Source organism: Pontibacter fetidus, from assembly GCF_010119545.1.
Taxonomy (GTDB): Bacteria; Bacteroidota; Bacteroidia; order Cytophagales; family Hymenobacteraceae; genus Pontibacter; species Pontibacter fetidus.
Genome location: NZ_JAAEAA010000006.1, coordinates 25,689 through 45,352 on the forward strand (window position 1 = coordinate 25,689; position 19,664 = coordinate 45,352).

A 19,664-nucleotide genomic window follows, 5' to 3' on the forward strand; every position below is an offset into this window, starting at 1 on the left:
TCAGGAATTATACTTATACCTTAAAGTAGATAACAGTTTAAATTCTATAATGACGAACGCAGACCTCCTCTCCCAATTTCAGAACATCAATACCTGGAAAAGCAAAGGAACGCGCGCGCCACATAAGCCGTTGCTCATACTTTTAGCTTTGGGCGAGATACAGAGAGGAAACCCGGGTTTTATACCTTTTACAACTATAGAACCTAAGCTGAAAGATCTACTGATTGACTTTGGACCATACAGGCAAAGCTATTACCCCAATTTTCCATTCACTAAACTAGCAAATGATGGGTTGTGGCAACTCAATGAGCCTAGTCTTATTGATACAAGGCAAGACTATAGTTCTAAATACCTGCGAGATAACCATTTAGCTGGTAAGTTCCCGGAATATGTAGTCATTCAATTGCAAAAAGACCCTGAGCTTTTAAAAACTATAGCCGAAACTATATTAGAGCAAAACTTTCCTGAAACACTTCACCAGGATATACTTAATGCGGTTGGCCTTGATCTGGCAATAACACCTGTAGGACGTGTAGCTAAACCAGTAAGAAAACGCGACCCGCTGTTCCGCGATAGCATTCTGAAAGCTTATGAATACCAGTGTGCTGTTTGCGGATTTAGTGTAAGGCTCCGGCATCAGTTGTTAGCTCTTGAGGCAGCACATATTATGTGGCACCAGGCAGGCGGACCAGATGTAGAAGTTAATGGTTTAGCACTTTGTGCTACGCATCATAAATTATTTGACCTCGGAGCTTTTACTGTTACCGAAGAGCTTAAAATGCGCGTGTCAGATGAGGTAAATGGCATCGGCGCAAACGAGTGGCTTCTACGATATGATGGCAAATCTATAAAAGCACCACAAAAGAAAATCTATTACCCCAACTCCGAATTTACTACCTGGCACGTTAACGAAGTTTTTAAAGGCGGCTACCGCTAAACTATAGTTTCTGATTTACTCTTAAATATTCCACAGCCTATGCCCCACCAACCACACTATACTTCGCTTGCTACGCAGGTTTTTAGCCAGTACCTTGATCAAGCCATAGATCTGGAAACACTGATTTTAAAACTGCGCGAAATAGAACTACAGCTTTTATCTGATGAGGAAGAAGATGACGACGAGGTAAGTACCAAACAAGTATGGTTCCGCTTTTTTGATGGTGACGCAATGCAGACCACTATTTCCGATATCGAAAACGAACTGAGCGACAGCTCCCATCCCAGCAGTAAAATTTTACTTCGCGGTATTGCCTTTGGCCTCGCTAACAACGAACTGCAAGTTCATTTTGGGTAACGCCTATTTAGAAAGTTAAACACAACTTTATAAGGTATAGCAACTTTCCATTCTCCGGATTATTTAAACTATAAAAATTACCTTATCACAACTATAGTTTGGCGTGCAATAGCGTATGGTATTAACTTTGATCCTGCCTATCCACATTAAATAATTTTATACTTTTACCGTAGCCAGTAAACTATACATTATTTACGATGCCAGCACACCACAGGCAACTGCCCATATACCTGAAAGGCCAGGAAATTTTTGAGATCACGGCCAAAATCATCGACCTGATACCGGAGAATGACGAAATATTAAGCCATGTGAAAGGCATGATGCTGGAAGACGCAGCTCTGCTTACGGTTAAAGTATCAGGGGCTGAAGCTGGCGACCTTTACGATATCCGGATGGAGAATGCAGCCATTATCCGGAAAGCCGGCCGTGACCTGTTTACACATTGCACTACTTTAGAAATGTATGGTTTCACCGACACACAATACCTGGTACTTATCCGCGAAGCCATCGAAGCTTATAAGGTCTTGTTCCGGGAGTGGGTAAAGGGCTTTGATGCCTGGAACTATAGTATAGACGACTGGGGACTTTTTAACCCGCCCGGCATAAACCCAGAAAGCGGCGAGTAAGTACCAAACCCTACAAACGTAAACTACAACCTGTACACAACACTATAAAACATCAAAACAAGTACATGAGCAAATTATCAATACAGAGCCTGGCAGAACTTACGCAGTACGAAGGCAAAGAAATGGGCGTATCGGAGTGGCATACCATAACGCAGGAGCAAATCACAAAATTTGCCGAAGCCACCCTCGATTTTCAGTGGATACACCTGGATGCAGAACGTGCTAAAACCGAAACACCATTTGGCGCAACTATAGCGCATGGCTACCTTACCGTATCGCTACTACCATATTTATGGCACCAGATTGTAGAGATCAGCAACCTGAAAATGCAGGTAAACTATGAGATCGAAAATCTGCGCTTTAACCAGGCCGTAACCGTGAACAGCGAAGTGCGCCTACGTGCCAACATGCTATCTGTAAAAGACCTGCGCGGCATTGCCAAAACCCGTATAGAGGTTACCCTGGAAATAAAAGACAGCAAAAAACCGGCTTATACAGGTATCATCACGTTCCTGTATCATTTTAATAACTAAGGGCTATAGTTTAGCCAGTAAGCTATAGTAATAAACTATAGTTGCTGAACACGTAGTAGTAGCTATAAGTAAATGTAGGATATGGATGCGGAAGAACTAAACAATTGGGATGAAGAACGGTACTTGGAACTGAACTCCTACTTCCGGGTGCGCATACAGATATTAGTTGATTCTGATCCGTATATCAAAGACCTGTTGCACCAAAACAAAAGCCTGCAGCTACACGACCTTATCGACAGGCTTTCAGAAGATGACCAGGAACGATGGCACGAATTTATGAAACTAGACAGCATAAAACTGCACATCGATATGCGGAACCACCTGGAGGGCAAAGGCACGCCGTACAACCCCCGCGATGGTTTTACAAGCGGTGACCTGGAGGACGATGACCGGCCTGCAACCTGGTAAACAACAGTATTTTTTACCTAAACAGGCCTTAATTTTTAAACTATAGTTACAGATAGTTACGTAATACGCGTAATATTCAATAGCTTTAGAGAAACTTAACGATAGCAACCATGGCAAAATCGCAAGACGCAAAAAAGGAAGTAAAAAAGAAACCTGCTAAAACTACCAAAGAGAAAAAAGCAGCCAAGCAGGAGAAAAAGAGTAGCAAGTCTGATTTTTAATTTAGTTTATACAAAAGCCGCTCTACCAGGGCGGCTTTTGCTTTTATAGTACCGGAAAGTGTTACAAAACAAAACTATAACCGCTATGTTTTAAAGTTATAGTTTATGACTGTAATTGGTACTTGTGGTTTGGGCATAGGCAATTATACTTTTACAGGTTTGCAACAAATGTTCATATATTATAAACCCGATAACAAAACTTTTTCAGGCACAGCCGTTAATAGGTTAGGCTATAGTTGTTCCGCAACTTTAAACATTGTAAAATTTAGATATTTAGGGCGTTCCTGATTTCATTTTATTACATTTTTCCATAATTTCGCCTTTATCACAATAGACACAACAACAGACATAAACCAATAGAAACAATGTCAGATTTCGCTGAAATTATTTTAGACGGTAAGTCCTACAAAATGCCAGTTGTAGTAGGTACCGAAGATGAAAAAGCAATCGATATCAATAACCTGCGTTCCGAGAGTGGTTACATTACCCTCGACTCAGGCTATAAAAATACAGGTGCTACCGAAAGTGCGATTACTTTCCTGGATGGTGAAGAAGGTATACTACGTTACAGAGGTTACCCGATAGAGCAGCTTGCCGAGCAATCGAGCTTTATTGAGGTTGCTTATTTACTGATCTATGGCAAACTGCCTACACAGCAGGAACTTGATGTTTTCACAAATGAGATCAAGATCCATACGCTGGTAAACGAGGATATGCGCAAAATTTTAGATGGTTTCCCGTCTACGGCGCACCCAATGGGTATTCTTTCTGCCCTGATCAGCTCCCTGACTGCTTTCTACCCTGAGTCGCTTAACCCGAACCAGAGCAAGGAAGAAGTTAACCTGACGATCATCCGTTTGATGGCAAAACTGCCTACTATAGCTGCCTGGTCTTATAAAAACTCAATCGGCCATCCGGTAAACTACCCTAAAAACAAGCTGGACTATTGCTCGAACTTCCTGCACATGATGTTCGCGTACCCAACTGAGGATTACCAGATCGACCCTGTAGTTGTAACGGCACTTAACAAACTGCTTATCCTGCACGCTGACCACGAGCAGAACTGCTCTACTTCTACTGTGCGCTTAGTAGGTTCAGCAAATGCAAGCTTATACTCTTCTGTTTCTGCTGGTATCTCTGCACTTTGGGGCCCGCTACATGGTGGTGCAAACCAGGCTGTAATCGAAATGCTGGAGCAAATTAAAGCTGACGGTGGCGATTCTAAGAAGTTTATCGCGAAAGCAAAAGATAAGGACGATCCGTTCAGATTGATGGGCTTTGGACACCGAGTTTACAAAAACTTCGACCCACGTGCTACCATCATCAAAAAAGCAGCCGACGAAGTATTAACTGCTCTTGGTGTAAACGACCCGATCCTGGATATCGCAAAAGAACTGGAAGAAGCAGCGCTTACCGATCAGTACTTTGTAGATCGTAAACTATACCCTAACGTAGACTTCTACTCAGGTATCATTTACCGCGCACTTGGCATCCCGACGGATATGTTTACAGTTATGTTTGCCTTAGGTCGTTTACCAGGCTGGATAGCGCAGTGGAAAGAAATGCGTGAGCAGAAAGAGCCAATCGGCCGTCCGCGCCAGGTTTATACCGGCGAAAAAGAGCGTAACTACGTTCCGATGAACGGAAGATAATCTGACTTCAAGAATAATACAGAGAAAGGCTGGTTTAACGACCAGCCTTTTTTGTTTAATCCTTATAGCATTTGAGGTTCCAGTTAGTGGCTTTTACCTCACCACAGCCCTCTCCTGGAAGGAGAAGGAGTTAACAGCTACAACTTTCTATCTTCCATTTCGACCAGCTGGAGAAATCTGGTAGCTTTAACACATCCCTGCCCCTATCAAGAAGGCAATTTTCTGCTTCAGCTATAGTTTCATAATTTCAGTCCATGATGCGGACAGGTCGAGACCTGGCCCTACGGAACTATAGCCACGATAAATCTCGAAGCTAATCGGTTCAAACTATAGTTGGTGGTTAATAGTAGAAAGATCACAGTCTTTGGGTTGAGCGCCTCGAGAGGTCCGGTGCCGTCAGGCATTGCGACCTTAGGAGCAAAGGAAGCGAAAGCAGCGCGATGCCCGAAGACGGGGCCTCCCGGCCGTGAGGGAGCTAAGGTATAATTGAAACGATAGGCAAGTAAAGCTCCCAGGATTAGAGGAAATTTAAAAGTATAGCTTAGTTTAAATTGGAGAAAACAGGAACTATAAGCTGATACAGATTCCTCCTAACGTCGATATGATAAAAAGAAACCTGTAGCTTTCAACTAAATGATGATTAAGACACCTAAGTTCGGAATGAACTCCAAAAACAAACCTACAATACCTGCATTTCAATTCTTCTATTCAACTGACGATTCTCTTCAGAAGTATTAGGTTTAACAGGTTTTGCTTCGCCATAACCTTTGTACTGAATGCGGCTGACAGGAACACCTTTTGAGGCAAGGTATTCCACCACGGCTTTGGCCCGTTTTTCAGACAACACCTGGTTCGCAGCATCAGAACCCACATCGTCTGTGTGGCCGGTTATCTCAATCTTCAGATTCTTATTCTGACGCATAAAACTGATAAGCTTATTCAGCTCCGTCTCAGATTTCTTCTCGAGTGTGTACTTAGCTGAGGGGAAAAACAGGTTGTTGAGCACAACAGCCGAGCCCGACTTAATAGGTGACAAATAAACATCCAGCGCAACCGGAGTCAGGTTTTTACGCGATGTATAGTCGAAACTCAGGCTGTTTATCATATATTGCGGAGCACTCACGTACAGAGCGTATTGTTTACCCTCAGTAAGCACCACGGTATACTCCCCGGATACTTTATCAGATTGTACTTGCTGTACCAAGGAGTCTGTGGCAATGTCGTATAGTTGCACGGTGGCAGCTAAAGGCTTTTTTGTATCGGCATGAAACACGCGGCCCTGCGCATAGGTGCTTTTGGATTTTGCTTGCCACGCAGCCGGCACATCCAGGGCGTAAAGTTGTACAGCCATTTCACCGGATGCTGTGTTTATAGTTCGGGCATAAAAGCCAAGTTTATTATCGGGAGTAATGTAAAGCGAACTTTCGTCGGCGTGTGTGTTAAGTGGGTAGCCAAGGTTTTTTGGAGTTTCCCATTTCTGCTGCCTGGTCAGGTCCGTCATAAAAACATCTAGGCCACCCAAACCTTTATGTCCGTCGCTTACAAAGTATAACGTAGCGCCGCTTACATGTATAAATGGTGCCAGGTCCCGACCTTTCGAGTTTACGGGTTCGCCCATGTTACGGGGTTGGCCCCATGTACCGTCATCTGTTAAGTTAGTTACCCAGATATCTTCTTTACCTATACCGCCGCCGCGCATCGAACTGAAATATAGTGTACGGCCGTCGGCAGAGAGGCTTGGCTGCGAATCCCAGGCTTTCGAGTTTACGGTAGTACCCATATTTTTTGGCTTACTCCACTCCTCACCGGTCCGAAAGGAAATATACAGATCGCAATCCCCGAAGCTGTCGGGGCGGCTGCACGATGTAAAAACCAATGTTTTACCGTCTCCAGAAATAGTTGCAGCCCCTTCATTGGCCTGCGTGTTTATGTTTTCGGAGATAGAAACCGGTGCCTGCCACTGACCATCTTTCTTTTCACTTATCAATATGTTCTCATCGTGGTCGGGTTGGCTGCCGCGCCGTGCCGTAAAAATCAGAAAACGCTGATCAGCAGTAGTGGAAGGGAAATATTGCAGCGGGTTTTTGTTAATAGCTGCCGGAAGCTGTACCGTGTTAAACGCTACAGGGTGCTTCATGGCTTCTACGGCATAATTAATGGTTTCGACCTGGTTTTTGGCGTAAGCTATAAATTTGGGATTCTTGGTATTAGCCTTCAGGTAAGCTTCGTAGTTGGATTTAGCTGCCTGGTAATCTCCTTTATCAAAGCTGAACTCTGCCAGGTCCATGTAATAATTTGCGAACGCGGGGTTAAATGGCATCAACTTCAAGCCTTGCTTTAACTGCTCCGAAGCTTCCGCCTTATTGCCCATCATCTTATTTAAATTAGATGCCTTTAGGTAGGCTTCAGCAAAATTCGGGTCTTTTTCTACGGCTTCTGCCAGCAGTTCCAGCGCTTTACCAAAGTCACGCGAGCGGGCGTAATCATCTGCTTTTAAGTATAAACTTTCGGCTTTTTTGGAGGTGGTGCTCAGGGTTTGCTTTTGCGCGAAACCAACTACAGAAATTAAAAAGCCAAGGATAAAAACAAGCAGGTGCTTCGCCATAAAACGTTAAGGAATGTCCATGTATTTGTGTGTCTGCAACGACACACGCCATTTCGGATTTGATTTCACGTATTCTACTATCAACGGCATTAATTGGTTGGCCTTACTCCACTCTGGTTGCAGGTAAAGTTTCGTTTTCTCTCCTACCCTTGCGGCATGTTCCTCGGCCCACGCAAAATCGCTCTTATTAAAGATAATTACTTTCAGCTCATCGGCAAACGGATATACAGATGCATCAGGTGCTTTAAACTTTTTAGGAGACAGACATATCCAGTCCCAATCTCCACTTAAAGGGTAAGCCCCCGACGTTTCGATCATTGTCCGGATGCCCTGCTCCTGTAGTTGTGTGGTAAGCGGATTAAGATTATACAACAAGGGCTCGCCACCGGTAACCACCACTGTTTTACCCGGAAAAGGAGCAGCTGCCTGCACAATATCTTCTATAGGTGTTAAAGGGTGTAGTTCAGCATCCCAGCTTTCTTTAACATCGCACCAATGACAGCCTACATCACAACCACCTAACCGTATAAAATATGCTGCCGTCCCCGTGTTTCCGCCCTCGCCCTGAATGGTATAGAAAGCCTCCATTAAAGGTAAACGGCTACCATCTTTTGGCACCTGATGTATAGAGGCTGTTTTGTATTTTGTAGTTACTTCCAATGTACTAATTTACTTTTACACCGCCCGCTATGGCCGATCTTGTATTTTATTTTGTATTTCTACAGGAGCTTCGGCTACCTATAAAACTTACAAAGGTAACTAAATTTGCAACAAGGTTTATAGTGTCTTCTGTTCCAACACATTTAATAGATGTACCGGAATTTGTGCTATAGTTGGAGCTATAGTTTTATAGTTAGCGACTAATTATCCCCTGCCCCCTTCAGAGGATGACATTCTGTTAATTCTATAGTTGGAGCTCTAGTTCTATAGTTGGCATTTTACCTCACCCCAGCCCTCTCCTAAAAACAGGAGAGGGAGTTTCTCTACTATTCCTTCCCCTTTTTTGTCATCCTAAAAGGATCTTGTGAGAAGGGAAATTTAGCCTTTGCTTTAACACACCCCTACCCCTCTTAAGAGGGGAATTTCTGCCTTACCAATTTTTAAACTATAGTTTCATAGTCACAGCCTATAGCGCGGACAGGTCGCGACCTGTCCCTACGAAACTATTGCCACGATCAATGTCGAAGCGAGCAAGTTTAAACTATAGTTAGTGGTAAATAGTAGAAAGATCACAGTCTTTGGGTTGAGCGCCTTTGACTTGTTGCGGTGCCGTTAGGCAATCCGACGCAGGAGGATAGCAAGAAGGCAGCAGCGCGATGCCCAAAGACGAACCCTCGCGGGCTTGGAGCGAGCCAAGTGAACTATAAAACTATAGTTAAGTAAAGCTCCCAGGAATAAAAGTAGTTTGAAAGAAAGGCTTGCTCTGAGTTGAAGAAAACGGAAACTATAAAACATGAGACGCTAGCAGGAGCTGCGCCCACTGCTAGGTCTGATGTTTAATTGTAAACGTGTAAGTATAAGTTACCTTAAGCGTACACTTCGCGCTTAGCGGCTTTTAAAGTATTCTTAAGCAACATGGCTATAGTTAACGGACCAACACCACCCGGCACTGGCGTAATATAACTGCACTTTGGAGCTACATTATCAAAATCAACGTCGCCTCTTAACCTGTAGCCTGACTTTTTACTATCATCTGGTACACGGGTTGTACCAACATCTATTACTACGGCGCCTTCTTTCACCATATCAGCGGTAACTAACCCCGGCAAACCAACCGCAGCAATAATAATATCTGCCTGACGTGTATAGTAAGCTAAATCTACAGTATTGCGGTGGCACAAGGTAACGGTGGCGTTGCCCGGGTAAGCAGCTTTAGCCATCAGTATACTCATCGGGGAGCCAACTATATTGCTTCTACCAATTACAACGCAATGCTTTCCATTCGTTTCTATATTATAGCGTTCTATCAGTTGCAGGATGCCGGCAGGCGTAGCAGGTAAAAACGAGGTTAAACCAGCCACCATACGCCCCACATTGGCCGGATGGAAGCCGTCTACGTCTTTCTTAGGATCAACAGCTTCCAGCACTTTCTGGGTATTAATGTGCTTTGGCAACGGAAGCTGCACTATAAAACCGTCTACCTCTTCGCTTTCATTCAGCTCCTGAATTTTGTTTAGTAGTTCTTCTTCGTTTACATCATCTTCGTAGCGGATAAGGCTGGATCCAAAACCTACGCGTTCACAGGCCAGCACTTTGTTGGTAACATACGTAACCGAGCCTCCATCATTACCTACCAGTATAGCCGCCAGGTGCGGTACTTTTCCGCCATTTGCTTTTATCTCAGCTACCTCAGCGGCTATTTCTTGTTGTATAGTTTCGGATGTTCTTTTACCGTCGAGCAGGATCATAGTTTAATTGAATTATGAATGATGAATTTCGAATTATGAATGTTGTATTAAATCGGTGTAAGCACTGGTAACCAGGTCGTCTTCTTCAATCTGCAGTAGCTCTTTATAATAGTTGCATTGTTGCTGTAGCATAACTGTCCCAAGCGAGCCATCCAGATCAATAGCCTCTATTTCTACAAAATGGCCCAGTTCTTCCAGGTAATCGAGATGGAACTTTACGTTCTCTATAAAGTAAATCTTGCGCAATTTATTTACCTGCATTAACACCTTTTGTCCACCACAGATTTGAGCTATAGTTTCTTCACCGGGGTTCTTCAGGTATAACAAAACTTCCGTTTGATACGCATTGTCGCTAAACCTGCGGTTATAATGGATCAGCACATTTTCGAAAGTACCCTGTCGGTACTTAAGTTTTCCGTAATCTGTTTCGTAGTATGTGTCAGTCTGCACATCTAACCCAACATAATCCGCGCCTTGGTCCAGAAGTATTGCTTCTGTTTTAGCAGGGTCGTAACAACGGGCTTTTATAGTTATGTCGGCGTACATGGTATCTGAAAAAAGACTATTTGACAAAGGACTATTTGATAAAGGACAAAAGAATTAGCTGGTTCAGAAGAAGTCTTATGTCTTTTGTCAAACAGTCTATAGTCAAAGCATTTCAAAATGTATATAAGCGACAAGCCCCGGCGCGCAGGCAGCACGTCGGGGCTTGTGTATGTTAGTCGAGTTTAAGCACAGCTAAGAAGGCTTCTTGCGGAATTTCCACGTTGCCTACCTGGCGCATGCGTTTTTTACCTTTTTTCTGTTTTTCCAGTAGTTTACGCTTTCTCGAGATGTCACCGCCGTAGCACTTGGCCAGTACGTTTTTGCGCAGGGCTTTTACTGTTTCGCGGGCGATGATCTTCTGGCCAATAGCCGCCTGTATTGCAATCTCAAACATCTGGCGTGGCAGCAACTCCCTTAGCTTCTCGCAAAGGCGCTTTCCCCAGTCATAGGCTTTATCCCGGTGAACTATAGCCGACAATGCATCCACCGCTTCGCCGTTCAGCATCACATCCAGCTTCACCATGTTAGACTGGCGGAAACCGATCAGTTCATAGTCCAGTGAAGCATAACCACGGGAAATTGTTTTCAGCTTATCAAAGAAGTCAAATACGATCTCAGCTAATGGCATTTCGAAGGTAAGCTCCACACGGTCGCTGGTCAGGTATGTCTGGTTCTTCAAGATACCACGCTTGTCCATACACAGGGTAATGATCGGACCCACAAACTCAGACTTCGAAATGATCTGCGCTTTAATGAATGGCTCTTCTACGTGGTCGATATAGTTTGGCTCCGGCATTTCGGAAGGTGCACTTACTTTTAATAAAGTACCCTTTGTAGTATGCACATGAAACTGTACCGATGGCACCGTCGTGATTACGGTCATATCGAACTCACGCTCCAAACGCTCCTGCACAATTTCCATGTGCAGCATGCCTAAGAAACCGCAACGGAAACCAAAACCAAGTGCAGCCGATGTTTCAGGCTCCCACACCAGCGAGGCATCGTTCAGTTGTAGCTTCTCCATCGAAGCGCGCAGTTCTTCATATTCGCTGGTCTCTACCGGGTAAATACCGGCAAATACCATTGGCTTCACATCTTCAAAACCCTGTATGCCTTCCGCCGGACGATCTACGTGTGTAATGGTATCACCAACTTTTACCTCTTTGGCATTTTTTATACCTGAAATAAGATAGCCCACATTACCGGCAGCCATTTCCTGGCGTGGCTCCTGGTTCAGTTTCAGTACGCCAATTTCATCGGCTTCATAGGTTTTTCCGGTGTTTATAAATTTAACCTTCTCCCCTTTTTTAAGCGTGCCGTTAAAGATGCGGAAGTATACTTCTATACCTCTGTAAGAGTTAAAAACAGAGTCAAATATCAACGCCTGAAGCGGTGCAGCAGGGTCGCCTTTCGGGGCCGGGATACGCTCACATATAGCTGCCAGAATCTCTTCTATACCTATACCTGACTTACCGGAAGCGTGAATGATATCTTCTTTTTCACAACCGATCAGGTCGATGATCTGATCAGAAACTTCTTCCGGCATTGCGTGCGGAAGGTCGATCTTATTCAGAACAGGTATAATTTCCAGGTCGTTGCCTATCGCTAAGTATAAGTTAGAAATCGTCTGGGCTTCTATACCTTGCGAAGAGTCAACTATAAGCAAAGCGCCTTCGCAGGCTGCAATAGAGCGGGAAACTTCGTAAGAAAAGTCTACGTGGCCTGGTGTGTCAATCAGGTTCAACACATAGTCTTCTCCTTTATAATGGTAGTTCATCTGGATGGCGTGGCTCTTGATAGTGATGCCGCGCTCGCGCTCCAGGTCCATGTTATCTAACAACTGGTTTTGCATCTCGCGCTCCGCAACTGTAGATGTAAATTCCAACAGGCGGTCGGCCAGGGTACTCTTACCATGGTCAATGTGTGCGATGATGCAGAAATTGCGAATGTTCTTCATAAATGTCTATACGAAAGACAAAGTTAAGAAGAAAGTGGCTTTGTTGCTGCTTCTGCAAGCAAAATCATTACTGAATCTGCCTTTTATAGTTTACTATCTATTTATAAAAGCTAATACCGTTAAAAAAACAGCGCCGGGCAAAATAGTATTTCTGCCCGGCGCTGTGTCATTAATTTAGCTCTAATTTAAGCTACTTTGCCTTTTTTATACTTGTAAATGCTGAAAGCAGGTACAAATAACAAAGCTGCCAGCGACCAACCCAGAACGATCAGCATATCTGCCCCTGCCCAGTGCATTTGTTTAAAAAGTGTAGCCAAAATGATAAGCATGGCCACGATAGCCCCAATAATGTAAACAGTAAATCTCATAAATTATATTTTAAAAAGGTTAGAAATTACAGGTCTGCTATACTTCTTAAAGAGGTACAGATAGGGTAATCTACTTGCATCGTAAATTGGATATTACTACAATAATATGTAATCGCCAGCTCATTTACAATACCTTACTATGGTTAACAAGGGTGTTTTAGCTGAAAAAATCTATGTCCGGAATTGTAGTTTGGTTTATGCTCTGAGCTACTTTATAAGCGGTGTAACTAGTGTTATGCTATAGCTATAGTATCGGGATTTATCGCAAATGCTGTGCATCCTTTAATCTTATAAATCTTAGTCCTATCTTCGCATCATATTTTGATAAAACGTATTACTAAAGTATGTCATTTACTACAGTAGAACCATATAAGCCTGTCAACCATATCCGTATAGTTACAGCTGCTTCTTTGTTCGACGGCCACGACGCTGCCATTAACATCATGCGTCGTATTATTCAGGCATCGGGCGCAGAAGTGATACACTTAGGTCACAACCGTTCGGTACAGGAGATCGTGGATTGCGCGATTCAGGAAGATGCACAGGCCATTGCCATTACCTCTTACCAGGGTGGCCACATCGAGTACTTTAAGTACATGTATGACCTGCTGAGCGAGCGCGGCTGCGGCCATATCCGTATTTTCGGTGGCGGTGGCGGTGTTATCCTACCGTCTGAAATTGAAGAACTACACGGTTACGGTATAGCCAGAATTTACTCCCCGGACGACGGACGCGCTATGGGCTTGCAGGGCATGATCAACGACATGCTGCAGAAGTGCGATTTCCCAACAGGCCAGAACCTGAATGGCGAAGTAAAGCACCTGCGCGACAAAGACCCCAAATCAATTGCCCGCTTAATTTCAGCTGCTGAGAACTTCCCGGAAGAAGCCAGAGCTATACTTGATGAAGTTAAAGAGCAGGCCAAAGAAGTTAAGACTCCGGTTTTAGGTATAACAGGTACTGGTGGTGCCGGTAAATCATCTCTGGTAGATGAACTGGTTCGCCGCTTCCTGCTGGATTTCCCGGACAAGAAAATTGCTATTATCTCCGTAGACCCATCGAAGCGTAAGACAGGTGGTGCTTTGCTAGGTGACAGGATCCGCATGAACTCGATCTCAAATGACAGAGTTTACATGCGCTCACTAGCTACCCGCCAGAGCAATCTGGCCCTGAGCAAGTATGTACAGGACGCCGTGGACATTGTAAAAGCTGCTGATTTCGATTTAATTATACTAGAAACTTCAGGTATCGGTCAGTCGGACACCGAGATCATCGAGCACTCGGATATGAGTTTGTATGTGATGACGCCGGAGTACGGTGCCGCCACGCAGCTCGAGAAGATCGACATGCTGGACTTTGCCGATGTCATTGCCCTGAACAAATTCGACAAGCGTGGCGCTTTAGACGCGATACGTGATGTGAAGAAGCAATACAAGCGTAACCATCAGCTTTGGGATACGAACGACGACGATATTCCGGTATTTGGAACTATAGCGTCGCAGTTCAACGACCCGGGCATGAATCGCCTATACCGTGCGGTAATGGCGAAGATACAGGAGAAAACCGGTGTAGAGTTCAACTCTAACCTGCACACTTCGCAGGAGATGTCGGAGAAAGTATACATCATCCCTCCTGCCCGTACGCGTTACCTTTCTGAGATTTCAGAGACCATCCGAAACTACGACAAATGGAGCAAGGACCAGGCGGAAGTAGCGCAGAAACTTTACGGCATTAAAAAGTCGATCGAAGCAGTTCAAAGTATAGAAATTGCTGACAAAGACCGCTTGGTTAAGCAACTGGAAGAAGCTTATGCCGAAGTAGCGCTGAGCTTAGATGGACAGAACAAGAAAATACTTGAAAACTGGAAAGACAAAGTTCAGGCTTATAAAAATGAGTTCTACGTGTTCAAGGTTCGTGATAAAGAACTGAAGATAAAGACGCATACTGAATCTCTTTCTCACCTACAGATTCCAAAAGTATCTACGCCGCGCTACGAAGCATGGGGTGACTTATTGAAGTGGAACCTGCAGGAGAACGTACCGGGCGAATTCCCTTACACAGCGGGTGTGTTCCCTTTCAAGCGCGAAGGCGAAGACCCTACCCGTATGTTTGCCGGCGAAGGCGGACCAGAGCGTACTAACCGTCGCTTCCACTATGTAAGCTTAGGTATGCCTGCCAAGCGTCTCTCTACCGCTTTTGACTCGGTTACACTATACGGCGAAGACCCGGATTTCCGTCCGGACATTTACGGTAAGATCGGTAACTCAGGCGTAAGCATTTGCTGCCTGGATGATGCCAAGAAACTATACTCTGGCTTTAACCTGGCCGACCCGATGACGTCGGTTTCTATGACCATCAATGGTCCGGCGGCTATCCTTACCGGCTTCTTTATGAACGCTGCCATCGACCAGCAATGCGAACTTTACATTAAAGAAAACGGCCTGGAAGATGAGATCAACAAAAAGATCGAAGCTATCTATAAAGAGAAAGGCGTTGAGCGTCCGAGATACCAGGGCGAACTGCCAAAAGGTAACGATGGCTTAGGTTTGATGTTGCTGGGTGTAACCGGTGACCAGGTGTTGCCTGCCGAAGTATACGAGCCGATCAAAACCCGTACACTGGCAGCAGTGCGCGGTACGGTACAGGCCGATATACTGAAAGAAGATCAGGCGCAGAATACGTGTATTTTCTCTACAGAATTCTCGCTGCGTTTGATGGGTGACGTACAGTCGTATTTTATTGATAAGAACGTACGTAACTTCTACTCGGTTTCTATCTCCGGTTACCATATTGCAGAGGCTGGTGCCAACCCAATCTCACAGTTGGCCTTTACGCTGGCAAACGGCTTTACGTTTGTAGAGTATTATGTGAGCCGCGGCATGGATATCAACAAATTCGCGCCAAACCTGAGCTTCTTCTTCTCCAATGGTATCGATCCGGAGTATGCGGTTATCGGTCGTGTAGCACGCAGAATCTGGGCGAAGGCGATGAAGCACAAGTATAACGCCGATGCCCGCTCGCAGATGCTGAAATACCACATCCAGACGTCCGGCCGTTCGCTGCACGCACAGGAAATCGACTTCAACGATATCCGTACGACACTGCAAGCGCTGTACGCAATCTACGACAATTGTAACTCCCTGCACACAAACGCTTACGATGAAGCCATTACCACGCCTACAGAAGCTTCTGTTCGTCGTGCGATGGCGATCCAGCTGATCATCAACCGTGAATTGGGGCTTGCCAAAAACGAGAACCCGCTGCAAGGTTCGTTCATCATCGAAGAACTGACTGATTTGGTAGAAGAAGCAGTGTTGTTAGAATTTGACAGAATTACAGAGCGTGGCGGTGTATTGGGTGCAATGGAAACCATGTACCAGCGAGGCAAGATTCAGGAGGAAAGTTTATACTACGAGACCCTGAAGCATACCGGCGAGTACCCGATCATTGGGGTAAATACGTTCCTTTCTTCGCAAGGCTCTCCTACTGTAATTCCGCAGGAAGTTATCCGTGCTACTGAAGAAGAAAAGCAATACCAGATCTCTATGCTACAGGCGCTGCAAAAAGGCAATGAAGATAAGTCTGGCGAAATGCTGAAGCGTATACAACAGGTAGCCATCAACAACGGTAACATCTTCGAAGAGATGATGGAAACCGTAAAATTCTGCTCACTGGGCCAAATTACCAACGCCTTGTTTGAGGTAGGTGGTCAGTACCGCAGAAATATGTAAGCTATAATTTAAACTATAGTTAAAATGCAAAGGAGCTGGTTAACACTGGCTCCTTTTTTGTTATAACAGCAGGTAACTAATTCATAACTATAGCTTAACGGTTTAATTATATAGGTAAGCAACCTTGAGCACATTCTGCCGTTATAGCTAGTACCAAACCCTTTACAATACAATTCCCATGAAGCGACTCTCAACCATATCTTCGTTGCTGCTGATAGGCACAACGTTCGGCTTTTTTATGAAAAGCTGGCTGACTCCACATGATATACATATAGACCTTTCGGATGAGGAAGTACACCTATATTTATAAATTAACACATATTAAATTAAAGTAAAAGCGAGCCTTACGGTTCGCTTTTACCGTTTATAAGCACATTAGGTAAAAACCATCTTAACTGGTAATTTTATACTTTCTATCATATATCAACAAAACATGACATTACAAGAAAAGATCAGCTACATTATTGGCCGCGACATGGCAGGCAACCTTACAAAACAAGGAATAGATGTAAGCGCAGAGGCATTTCATACAGGTATGAAAGAAGCGCTGGAAGGTAAGCCGTCTTCATTGTCGCAGGAAGAGATACAGCAGGCCATGATGGAGTTACAGCATGAAATGGGTGCAAAACAAGGCGCAGCTGGCGCAGAAAACAAGAAAGCAGGCGAAGCATTCTTAGCTGAGAATAAAAATAAAGCAGGTATTAAAACATTGCCAAGCGGCCTGCAATACGAGATCATAAACGAAGGTACAGGCAAGTCGCCGTCAGCATCTGATAAAGTTACTACACATTACCACGGCACCCTGATTGATGGCACTGTGTTCGACTCGTCGTATGAGCGTGGGCAACCGGCAACATTCCCGGTAAACGGCGTTATTGCCGGCTGGACAGAAGCCTTACAGTTGATGAAGGAAGGTGCCAAGTGGAGACTATACATTCCATCTGATTTAGCCTATGGTTCGCAGGGTGCAGGTGGCGTAATAGGTCCGGACACTACACTTATTTTTGATGTAGAGCTGATATCGGTGCATTAATACCTATCGGAGCAAAGCAGAAAAGGCCAGGCGCTTATGTAGCCTGGCCTTTTCTGTTATAGTTTAAACTATAGATTACCTCAGTTCGATACCTGTACTTCCTCCAGCCAGCGAAGGCTTTCTTCGTAATACAGGAAATGATTCATGATAAGCAAGTTGCCGTTATCTATAAAATCATCGCCATCCATGTCATGTATCAGGCTCTCGTATAAATACACAGGCAAAATAACAGCTATAAACACATCTTGCTGCAGCATCCGCAATATCTGTGGAAAGATATTTTTAAACACCCAGAGCTGGTCGTCTTTGTGGATCAACTCCCTGTTTTGCAGGTCCAGTATCCATTTTGAAGGTTTGTACACTCTGACCATACGTAAAATGTGTGTATAACCTTCCCGAAACTCCTTGGTACCTACCTGTCCCTGCCATTTAACATGCAATATTCCGGTTGCAGGATGATATAACACTTTTAGATTTTCTGTAACATGCTCGTCGTCCGGGTAATAGGTACCGGAAACTACCTGGCTACCCCGTAACTGGAATACAGTTTGATTTAACATACGTTGGCTACGCGTTTTAACTGACTGATTAGGAAACTATAGCAGAGGTAATAAATAAGTAGACAAGTATAAGCTATCTATAGTTACTAAGCAAGATAATATTAACTTATACTACTATTATTTATAATTAATACTTACTTAATTACCATCCCTATAACGCAGCTTATCCCCGAAATATTTTATTCCTTAAGATTAAAATACAGGCATAAAAAGTTAAACAGAACAAAACAATTGCTATATCGTTCTAAAATCAGTCTTATGCGAACCACTAAACCATTATAAACATGGCTGATAATGAAAACGAAGGAGCCAAATTCCTTCACAGTGTACATCAGTATTTTGATAATGCTGCCAAATATTCTAAACTCTCTCCGGGTATACTCGAGCAAATAAAAGTCTGCAACAGTGTTTACAAAGTTTCATTTCCGGTTGAAGTAGATGGTAAGATTGAGGTAATAGAAGGCATACGTGTGCAGCATAGCCACCATAAACTACCTTCTAAGGGCGGCATTCGCTTTAGTATGCAGGTAGATGAAGACGAAGTGAAGGCACTGGCCACCCTAATGACGTTTAAGTGTGCAGTAGTGGATGTACCGTTTGGTGGAGCTAAGGGCGGCGTAAAAATTAACCCCAGAACAAGCTCTGTTAAAACCCTGGAGAAAGTAACCAGACGCTATGCCGCCGAACTGATAAAGAAAAACCTTATTGGCCCTGGCATGGATGTACCGGCCCCAGACTACGGAACAGGCAGCCGCGAAATGGCCTGGATTGCCGATACCTACCAGGCCCTGAAGTATGGCGAAACCAATGCATTAGGTTGTGTTACCGGCAAACCTGTAGGGCAAGGTGGTATACGTGGCCGCGCTGAGGCAACCGGGCTTGGTGTATATTTTGGCATACGGGAAGCACTGGCCGATACTGAACTTTTAAAAGGCAAAAATTTAGAAGGCACTACCATGCAGGGCAAGCGCATAATTGTGCAGGGACTGGGCAATGTTGGCTATAACGCAGCCTGGTTCTGCCAGAAAGATGGCGCCATTATTACAGGCATAGCCGAGCGCGAAGGTGGTATTTACAACCCGGAAGGCCTTGATGTAGAAGAAGTATTCAAACACCGCAATGAAACAGGCTCTATCCTGAACTTTAAAAACTGCCAAAACATACAAAATACCCTCGACTTGCTCGAGATGGAGTGCGACATACTTATACCGGCAGCGTTAGAAAACCAGATACACCTGGGTAATGCCGGAAAAGTAAAAGCCAAAATTGTAGCCGAAGGTGCCAACGGACCAGTTACCCAGGAAGCAGAAGAAATTCTCCTGAAAAACGGCATTGTTATATTACCAGATCTCTATTTAAATGCAGGCGGTGTTACAGTGTCCTATTTTGAGTGGCTCAAGAACCTATCGAATGTGCGCTTTGGCCGCATGGGCAAACGGGCAGAAGAAGCCAGCTATAAACGCCTGGTAAACGCCATAGAATCTGCTTCAGGCAAAACCATGACTGCTCAGGAAAAAGCTATACTTACGCAAGGGTCAGATGAAGTAAACCTGGTACGCTCCGGATTGGAAGATACGATGATAAACGCCTACCACGAGATAAGAGAAACCATGCGACAGAAGGGAATTCCGGATATGCGGACGGCTGCGTTTCTGACAGCTATTGAGAAGATCGGGGTAAGTTACGAGGCTTTGGGTATATTTCCTTAAAAAGGATGTAGCA

At 44.4% G+C, this 19,664-nt stretch carries 17 protein-coding genes; 10 read left to right on the plus strand and 7 right to left on the minus strand.

Features of this window, described 5'->3' with window-relative positions; translation table 11 throughout:
• Positions 1 to 49 precede the first annotated feature (49 nt).
• From GWO68_RS05935 to GWO68_RS05960, 6 genes are all read left to right on the plus strand, one after another.
• Entirely contained in the window at positions 50 to 937 is an 888-nt protein-coding gene (locus tag GWO68_RS05935) for a phosphorothioated DNA-binding restriction endonuclease (RefSeq protein ID WP_162345509.1), read from the plus strand.
• A gap of 39 nt (positions 938 to 976) precedes the next feature.
• Positions 977 to 1,294: a hypothetical protein gene (locus GWO68_RS05940; protein ID WP_162345510.1), complete on the plus strand. Its 318-nt coding sequence runs from the start codon at positions 977 to 979 to the stop codon at positions 1,292 to 1,294.
• 197 nt (positions 1,295 to 1,491) lie between these two features.
• Positions 1,492 to 1,920, plus strand: coding sequence for a hypothetical protein (locus GWO68_RS05945; protein ID WP_162345511.1), 429 nt, complete (start codon positions 1,492 to 1,494; stop codon positions 1,918 to 1,920).
• 65 nt (positions 1,921 to 1,985) lie between these two features.
• The gene (locus tag GWO68_RS05950; RefSeq protein WP_162345512.1) at positions 1,986 to 2,453 is read left to right on the plus strand and encodes a MaoC family dehydratase; all 468 of its coding nucleotides are present in this window, start codon (positions 1,986 to 1,988) and stop codon (positions 2,451 to 2,453) included.
• A gap of 81 nt (positions 2,454 to 2,534) precedes the next feature.
• Positions 2,535 to 2,861, plus strand: coding sequence for a hypothetical protein (locus tag GWO68_RS05955; protein WP_162345513.1), 327 nt, complete (start codon positions 2,535 to 2,537; stop codon positions 2,859 to 2,861).
• Positions 2,862 to 3,447: 586 nt separating this feature from the next.
• Positions 3,448 to 4,734, plus strand: coding sequence for a citrate synthase (locus tag GWO68_RS05960; RefSeq protein ID WP_162345514.1), 1,287 nt, complete (start codon positions 3,448 to 3,450; stop codon positions 4,732 to 4,734).
• Positions 4,735 to 5,413: 679 nt separating this feature from the next.
• Here GWO68_RS05960 and GWO68_RS05965 read toward each other — a convergent pair.
• The 6 genes from GWO68_RS05965 to GWO68_RS05990 form a co-directional block, all read right to left on the minus strand.
• Complete coding sequence (locus GWO68_RS05965; RefSeq protein WP_162345515.1) at positions 5,414 to 7,339, minus strand: OmpA family protein; 1,926 nt, start codon at positions 7,337 to 7,339, stop codon at positions 5,414 to 5,416.
• A 6-nt stretch (positions 7,340 to 7,345) separates the two neighbouring features.
• Positions 7,346 to 7,999, minus strand: a complete 654-nt coding sequence (locus GWO68_RS05970; RefSeq protein ID WP_162345516.1) for a 7-carboxy-7-deazaguanine synthase QueE — start codon at positions 7,997 to 7,999, stop codon at positions 7,346 to 7,348.
• Between the two features lie 866 nt (positions 8,000 to 8,865).
• Entirely contained in the window at positions 8,866 to 9,747 is an 882-nt protein-coding gene (locus tag GWO68_RS05975) for a bifunctional 5,10-methylenetetrahydrofolate dehydrogenase/5,10-methenyltetrahydrofolate cyclohydrolase (protein ID WP_162345517.1), read from the minus strand.
• Positions 9,748 to 9,780: 33 nt separating this feature from the next.
• Complete coding sequence (locus tag GWO68_RS05980) at positions 9,781 to 10,293, minus strand: CYTH domain-containing protein (RefSeq protein ID WP_162345518.1); 513 nt, start codon at positions 10,291 to 10,293, stop codon at positions 9,781 to 9,783.
• A gap of 172 nt (positions 10,294 to 10,465) precedes the next feature.
• Entirely contained in the window at positions 10,466 to 12,250 is a 1,785-nt protein-coding gene (gene lepA, locus GWO68_RS05985; RefSeq protein WP_162345519.1) for a translation elongation factor 4, read from the minus strand.
• A 185-nt stretch (positions 12,251 to 12,435) separates the two neighbouring features.
• Entirely contained in the window at positions 12,436 to 12,618 is a 183-nt protein-coding gene (locus tag GWO68_RS05990; RefSeq protein WP_162345520.1) for a hypothetical protein, read from the minus strand.
• 344 nt (positions 12,619 to 12,962) lie between these two features.
• Here GWO68_RS05990 and GWO68_RS05995 point away from each other — a divergent pair, with 344 nt between their 5' ends.
• From GWO68_RS05995 to GWO68_RS06000, 3 genes are all read left to right on the plus strand, one after another.
• A complete protein-coding gene (locus tag GWO68_RS05995; protein WP_162345521.1) occupies positions 12,963 to 16,349 on the plus strand; it encodes a methylmalonyl-CoA mutase family protein in 3,387 nt (1,128 codons plus the stop codon).
• A gap of 178 nt (positions 16,350 to 16,527) precedes the next feature.
• Positions 16,528 to 16,659: a hypothetical protein gene (locus GWO68_RS17900; RefSeq protein ID WP_262887474.1), complete on the plus strand. Its 132-nt coding sequence runs from the start codon at positions 16,528 to 16,530 to the stop codon at positions 16,657 to 16,659.
• A gap of 123 nt (positions 16,660 to 16,782) precedes the next feature.
• Complete coding sequence (locus GWO68_RS06000; RefSeq protein ID WP_162345522.1) at positions 16,783 to 17,382, plus strand: FKBP-type peptidyl-prolyl cis-trans isomerase; 600 nt, start codon at positions 16,783 to 16,785, stop codon at positions 17,380 to 17,382.
• 80 nt (positions 17,383 to 17,462) lie between these two features.
• On the opposite strand, the gene GWO68_RS06005 is transcribed toward GWO68_RS06000, so the two are convergent.
• A complete protein-coding gene (locus GWO68_RS06005; protein WP_162345523.1) occupies positions 17,463 to 17,942 on the minus strand; it encodes a hypothetical protein in 480 nt (159 codons plus the stop codon).
• A gap of 284 nt (positions 17,943 to 18,226) precedes the next feature.
• Here GWO68_RS06005 and GWO68_RS06010 point away from each other — a divergent pair, with 284 nt between their 5' ends.
• Positions 18,227 to 19,651: a Glu/Leu/Phe/Val family dehydrogenase gene (locus GWO68_RS06010; RefSeq protein WP_162345524.1), complete on the plus strand. Its 1,425-nt coding sequence runs from the start codon at positions 18,227 to 18,229 to the stop codon at positions 19,649 to 19,651.
• Positions 19,652 to 19,664: the final 13 nt, after the last annotated feature.

What these genes read in the sequence shown, in the direction of transcription:
- GWO68_RS05995 (WP_162345521.1), top strand. Translation starts at nt 12,963, where the DNA reads ATGTCATTTACTACAGTAGAACCATATAAGCCTGTCAACCATATCCGT.
- GWO68_RS05990 (WP_162345520.1), bottom strand. Translation starts at nt 12,618, where the DNA reads ATGAGATTTACTGTTTACATTATTGGGGCTATCGTGGCCATGCTTATC.
- GWO68_RS06010 (WP_162345524.1), top strand. Translation starts at nt 18,227, where the DNA reads ATGGCTGATAATGAAAACGAAGGAGCCAAATTCCTTCACAGTGTACAT.
- GWO68_RS05975 (WP_162345517.1), bottom strand. Translation starts at nt 9,747, where the DNA reads ATGATCCTGCTCGACGGTAAAAGAACATCCGAAACTATACAACAAGAA.
- GWO68_RS17900 (WP_262887474.1), top strand. Translation starts at nt 16,528, where the DNA reads ATGAAGCGACTCTCAACCATATCTTCGTTGCTGCTGATAGGCACAACG.
- GWO68_RS05980 (WP_162345518.1), bottom strand. Translation starts at nt 10,293, where the DNA reads ATGTACGCCGACATAACTATAAAAGCCCGTTGTTACGACCCTGCTAAA.
- lepA (WP_162345519.1), bottom strand. Translation starts at nt 12,250, where the DNA reads ATGAAGAACATTCGCAATTTCTGCATCATCGCACACATTGACCATGGT.
- GWO68_RS05940 (WP_162345510.1), top strand. Translation starts at nt 977, where the DNA reads ATGCCCCACCAACCACACTATACTTCGCTTGCTACGCAGGTTTTTAGC.
- GWO68_RS05945 (WP_162345511.1), top strand. Translation starts at nt 1,492, where the DNA reads ATGCCAGCACACCACAGGCAACTGCCCATATACCTGAAAGGCCAGGAA.
- GWO68_RS05965 (WP_162345515.1), bottom strand. Translation starts at nt 7,339, where the DNA reads ATGGCGAAGCACCTGCTTGTTTTTATCCTTGGCTTTTTAATTTCTGTA.
- GWO68_RS05935 (WP_162345509.1), top strand. Translation starts at nt 50, where the DNA reads ATGACGAACGCAGACCTCCTCTCCCAATTTCAGAACATCAATACCTGG.
- GWO68_RS05950 (WP_162345512.1), top strand. Translation starts at nt 1,986, where the DNA reads ATGAGCAAATTATCAATACAGAGCCTGGCAGAACTTACGCAGTACGAA.
- GWO68_RS06005 (WP_162345523.1), bottom strand. Translation starts at nt 17,942, where the DNA reads ATGTTAAATCAAACTGTATTCCAGTTACGGGGTAGCCAGGTAGTTTCC.
- GWO68_RS06000 (WP_162345522.1), top strand. Translation starts at nt 16,783, where the DNA reads ATGACATTACAAGAAAAGATCAGCTACATTATTGGCCGCGACATGGCA.
- GWO68_RS05955 (WP_162345513.1), top strand. Translation starts at nt 2,535, where the DNA reads ATGGATGCGGAAGAACTAAACAATTGGGATGAAGAACGGTACTTGGAA.
- GWO68_RS05960 (WP_162345514.1), top strand. Translation starts at nt 3,448, where the DNA reads ATGTCAGATTTCGCTGAAATTATTTTAGACGGTAAGTCCTACAAAATG.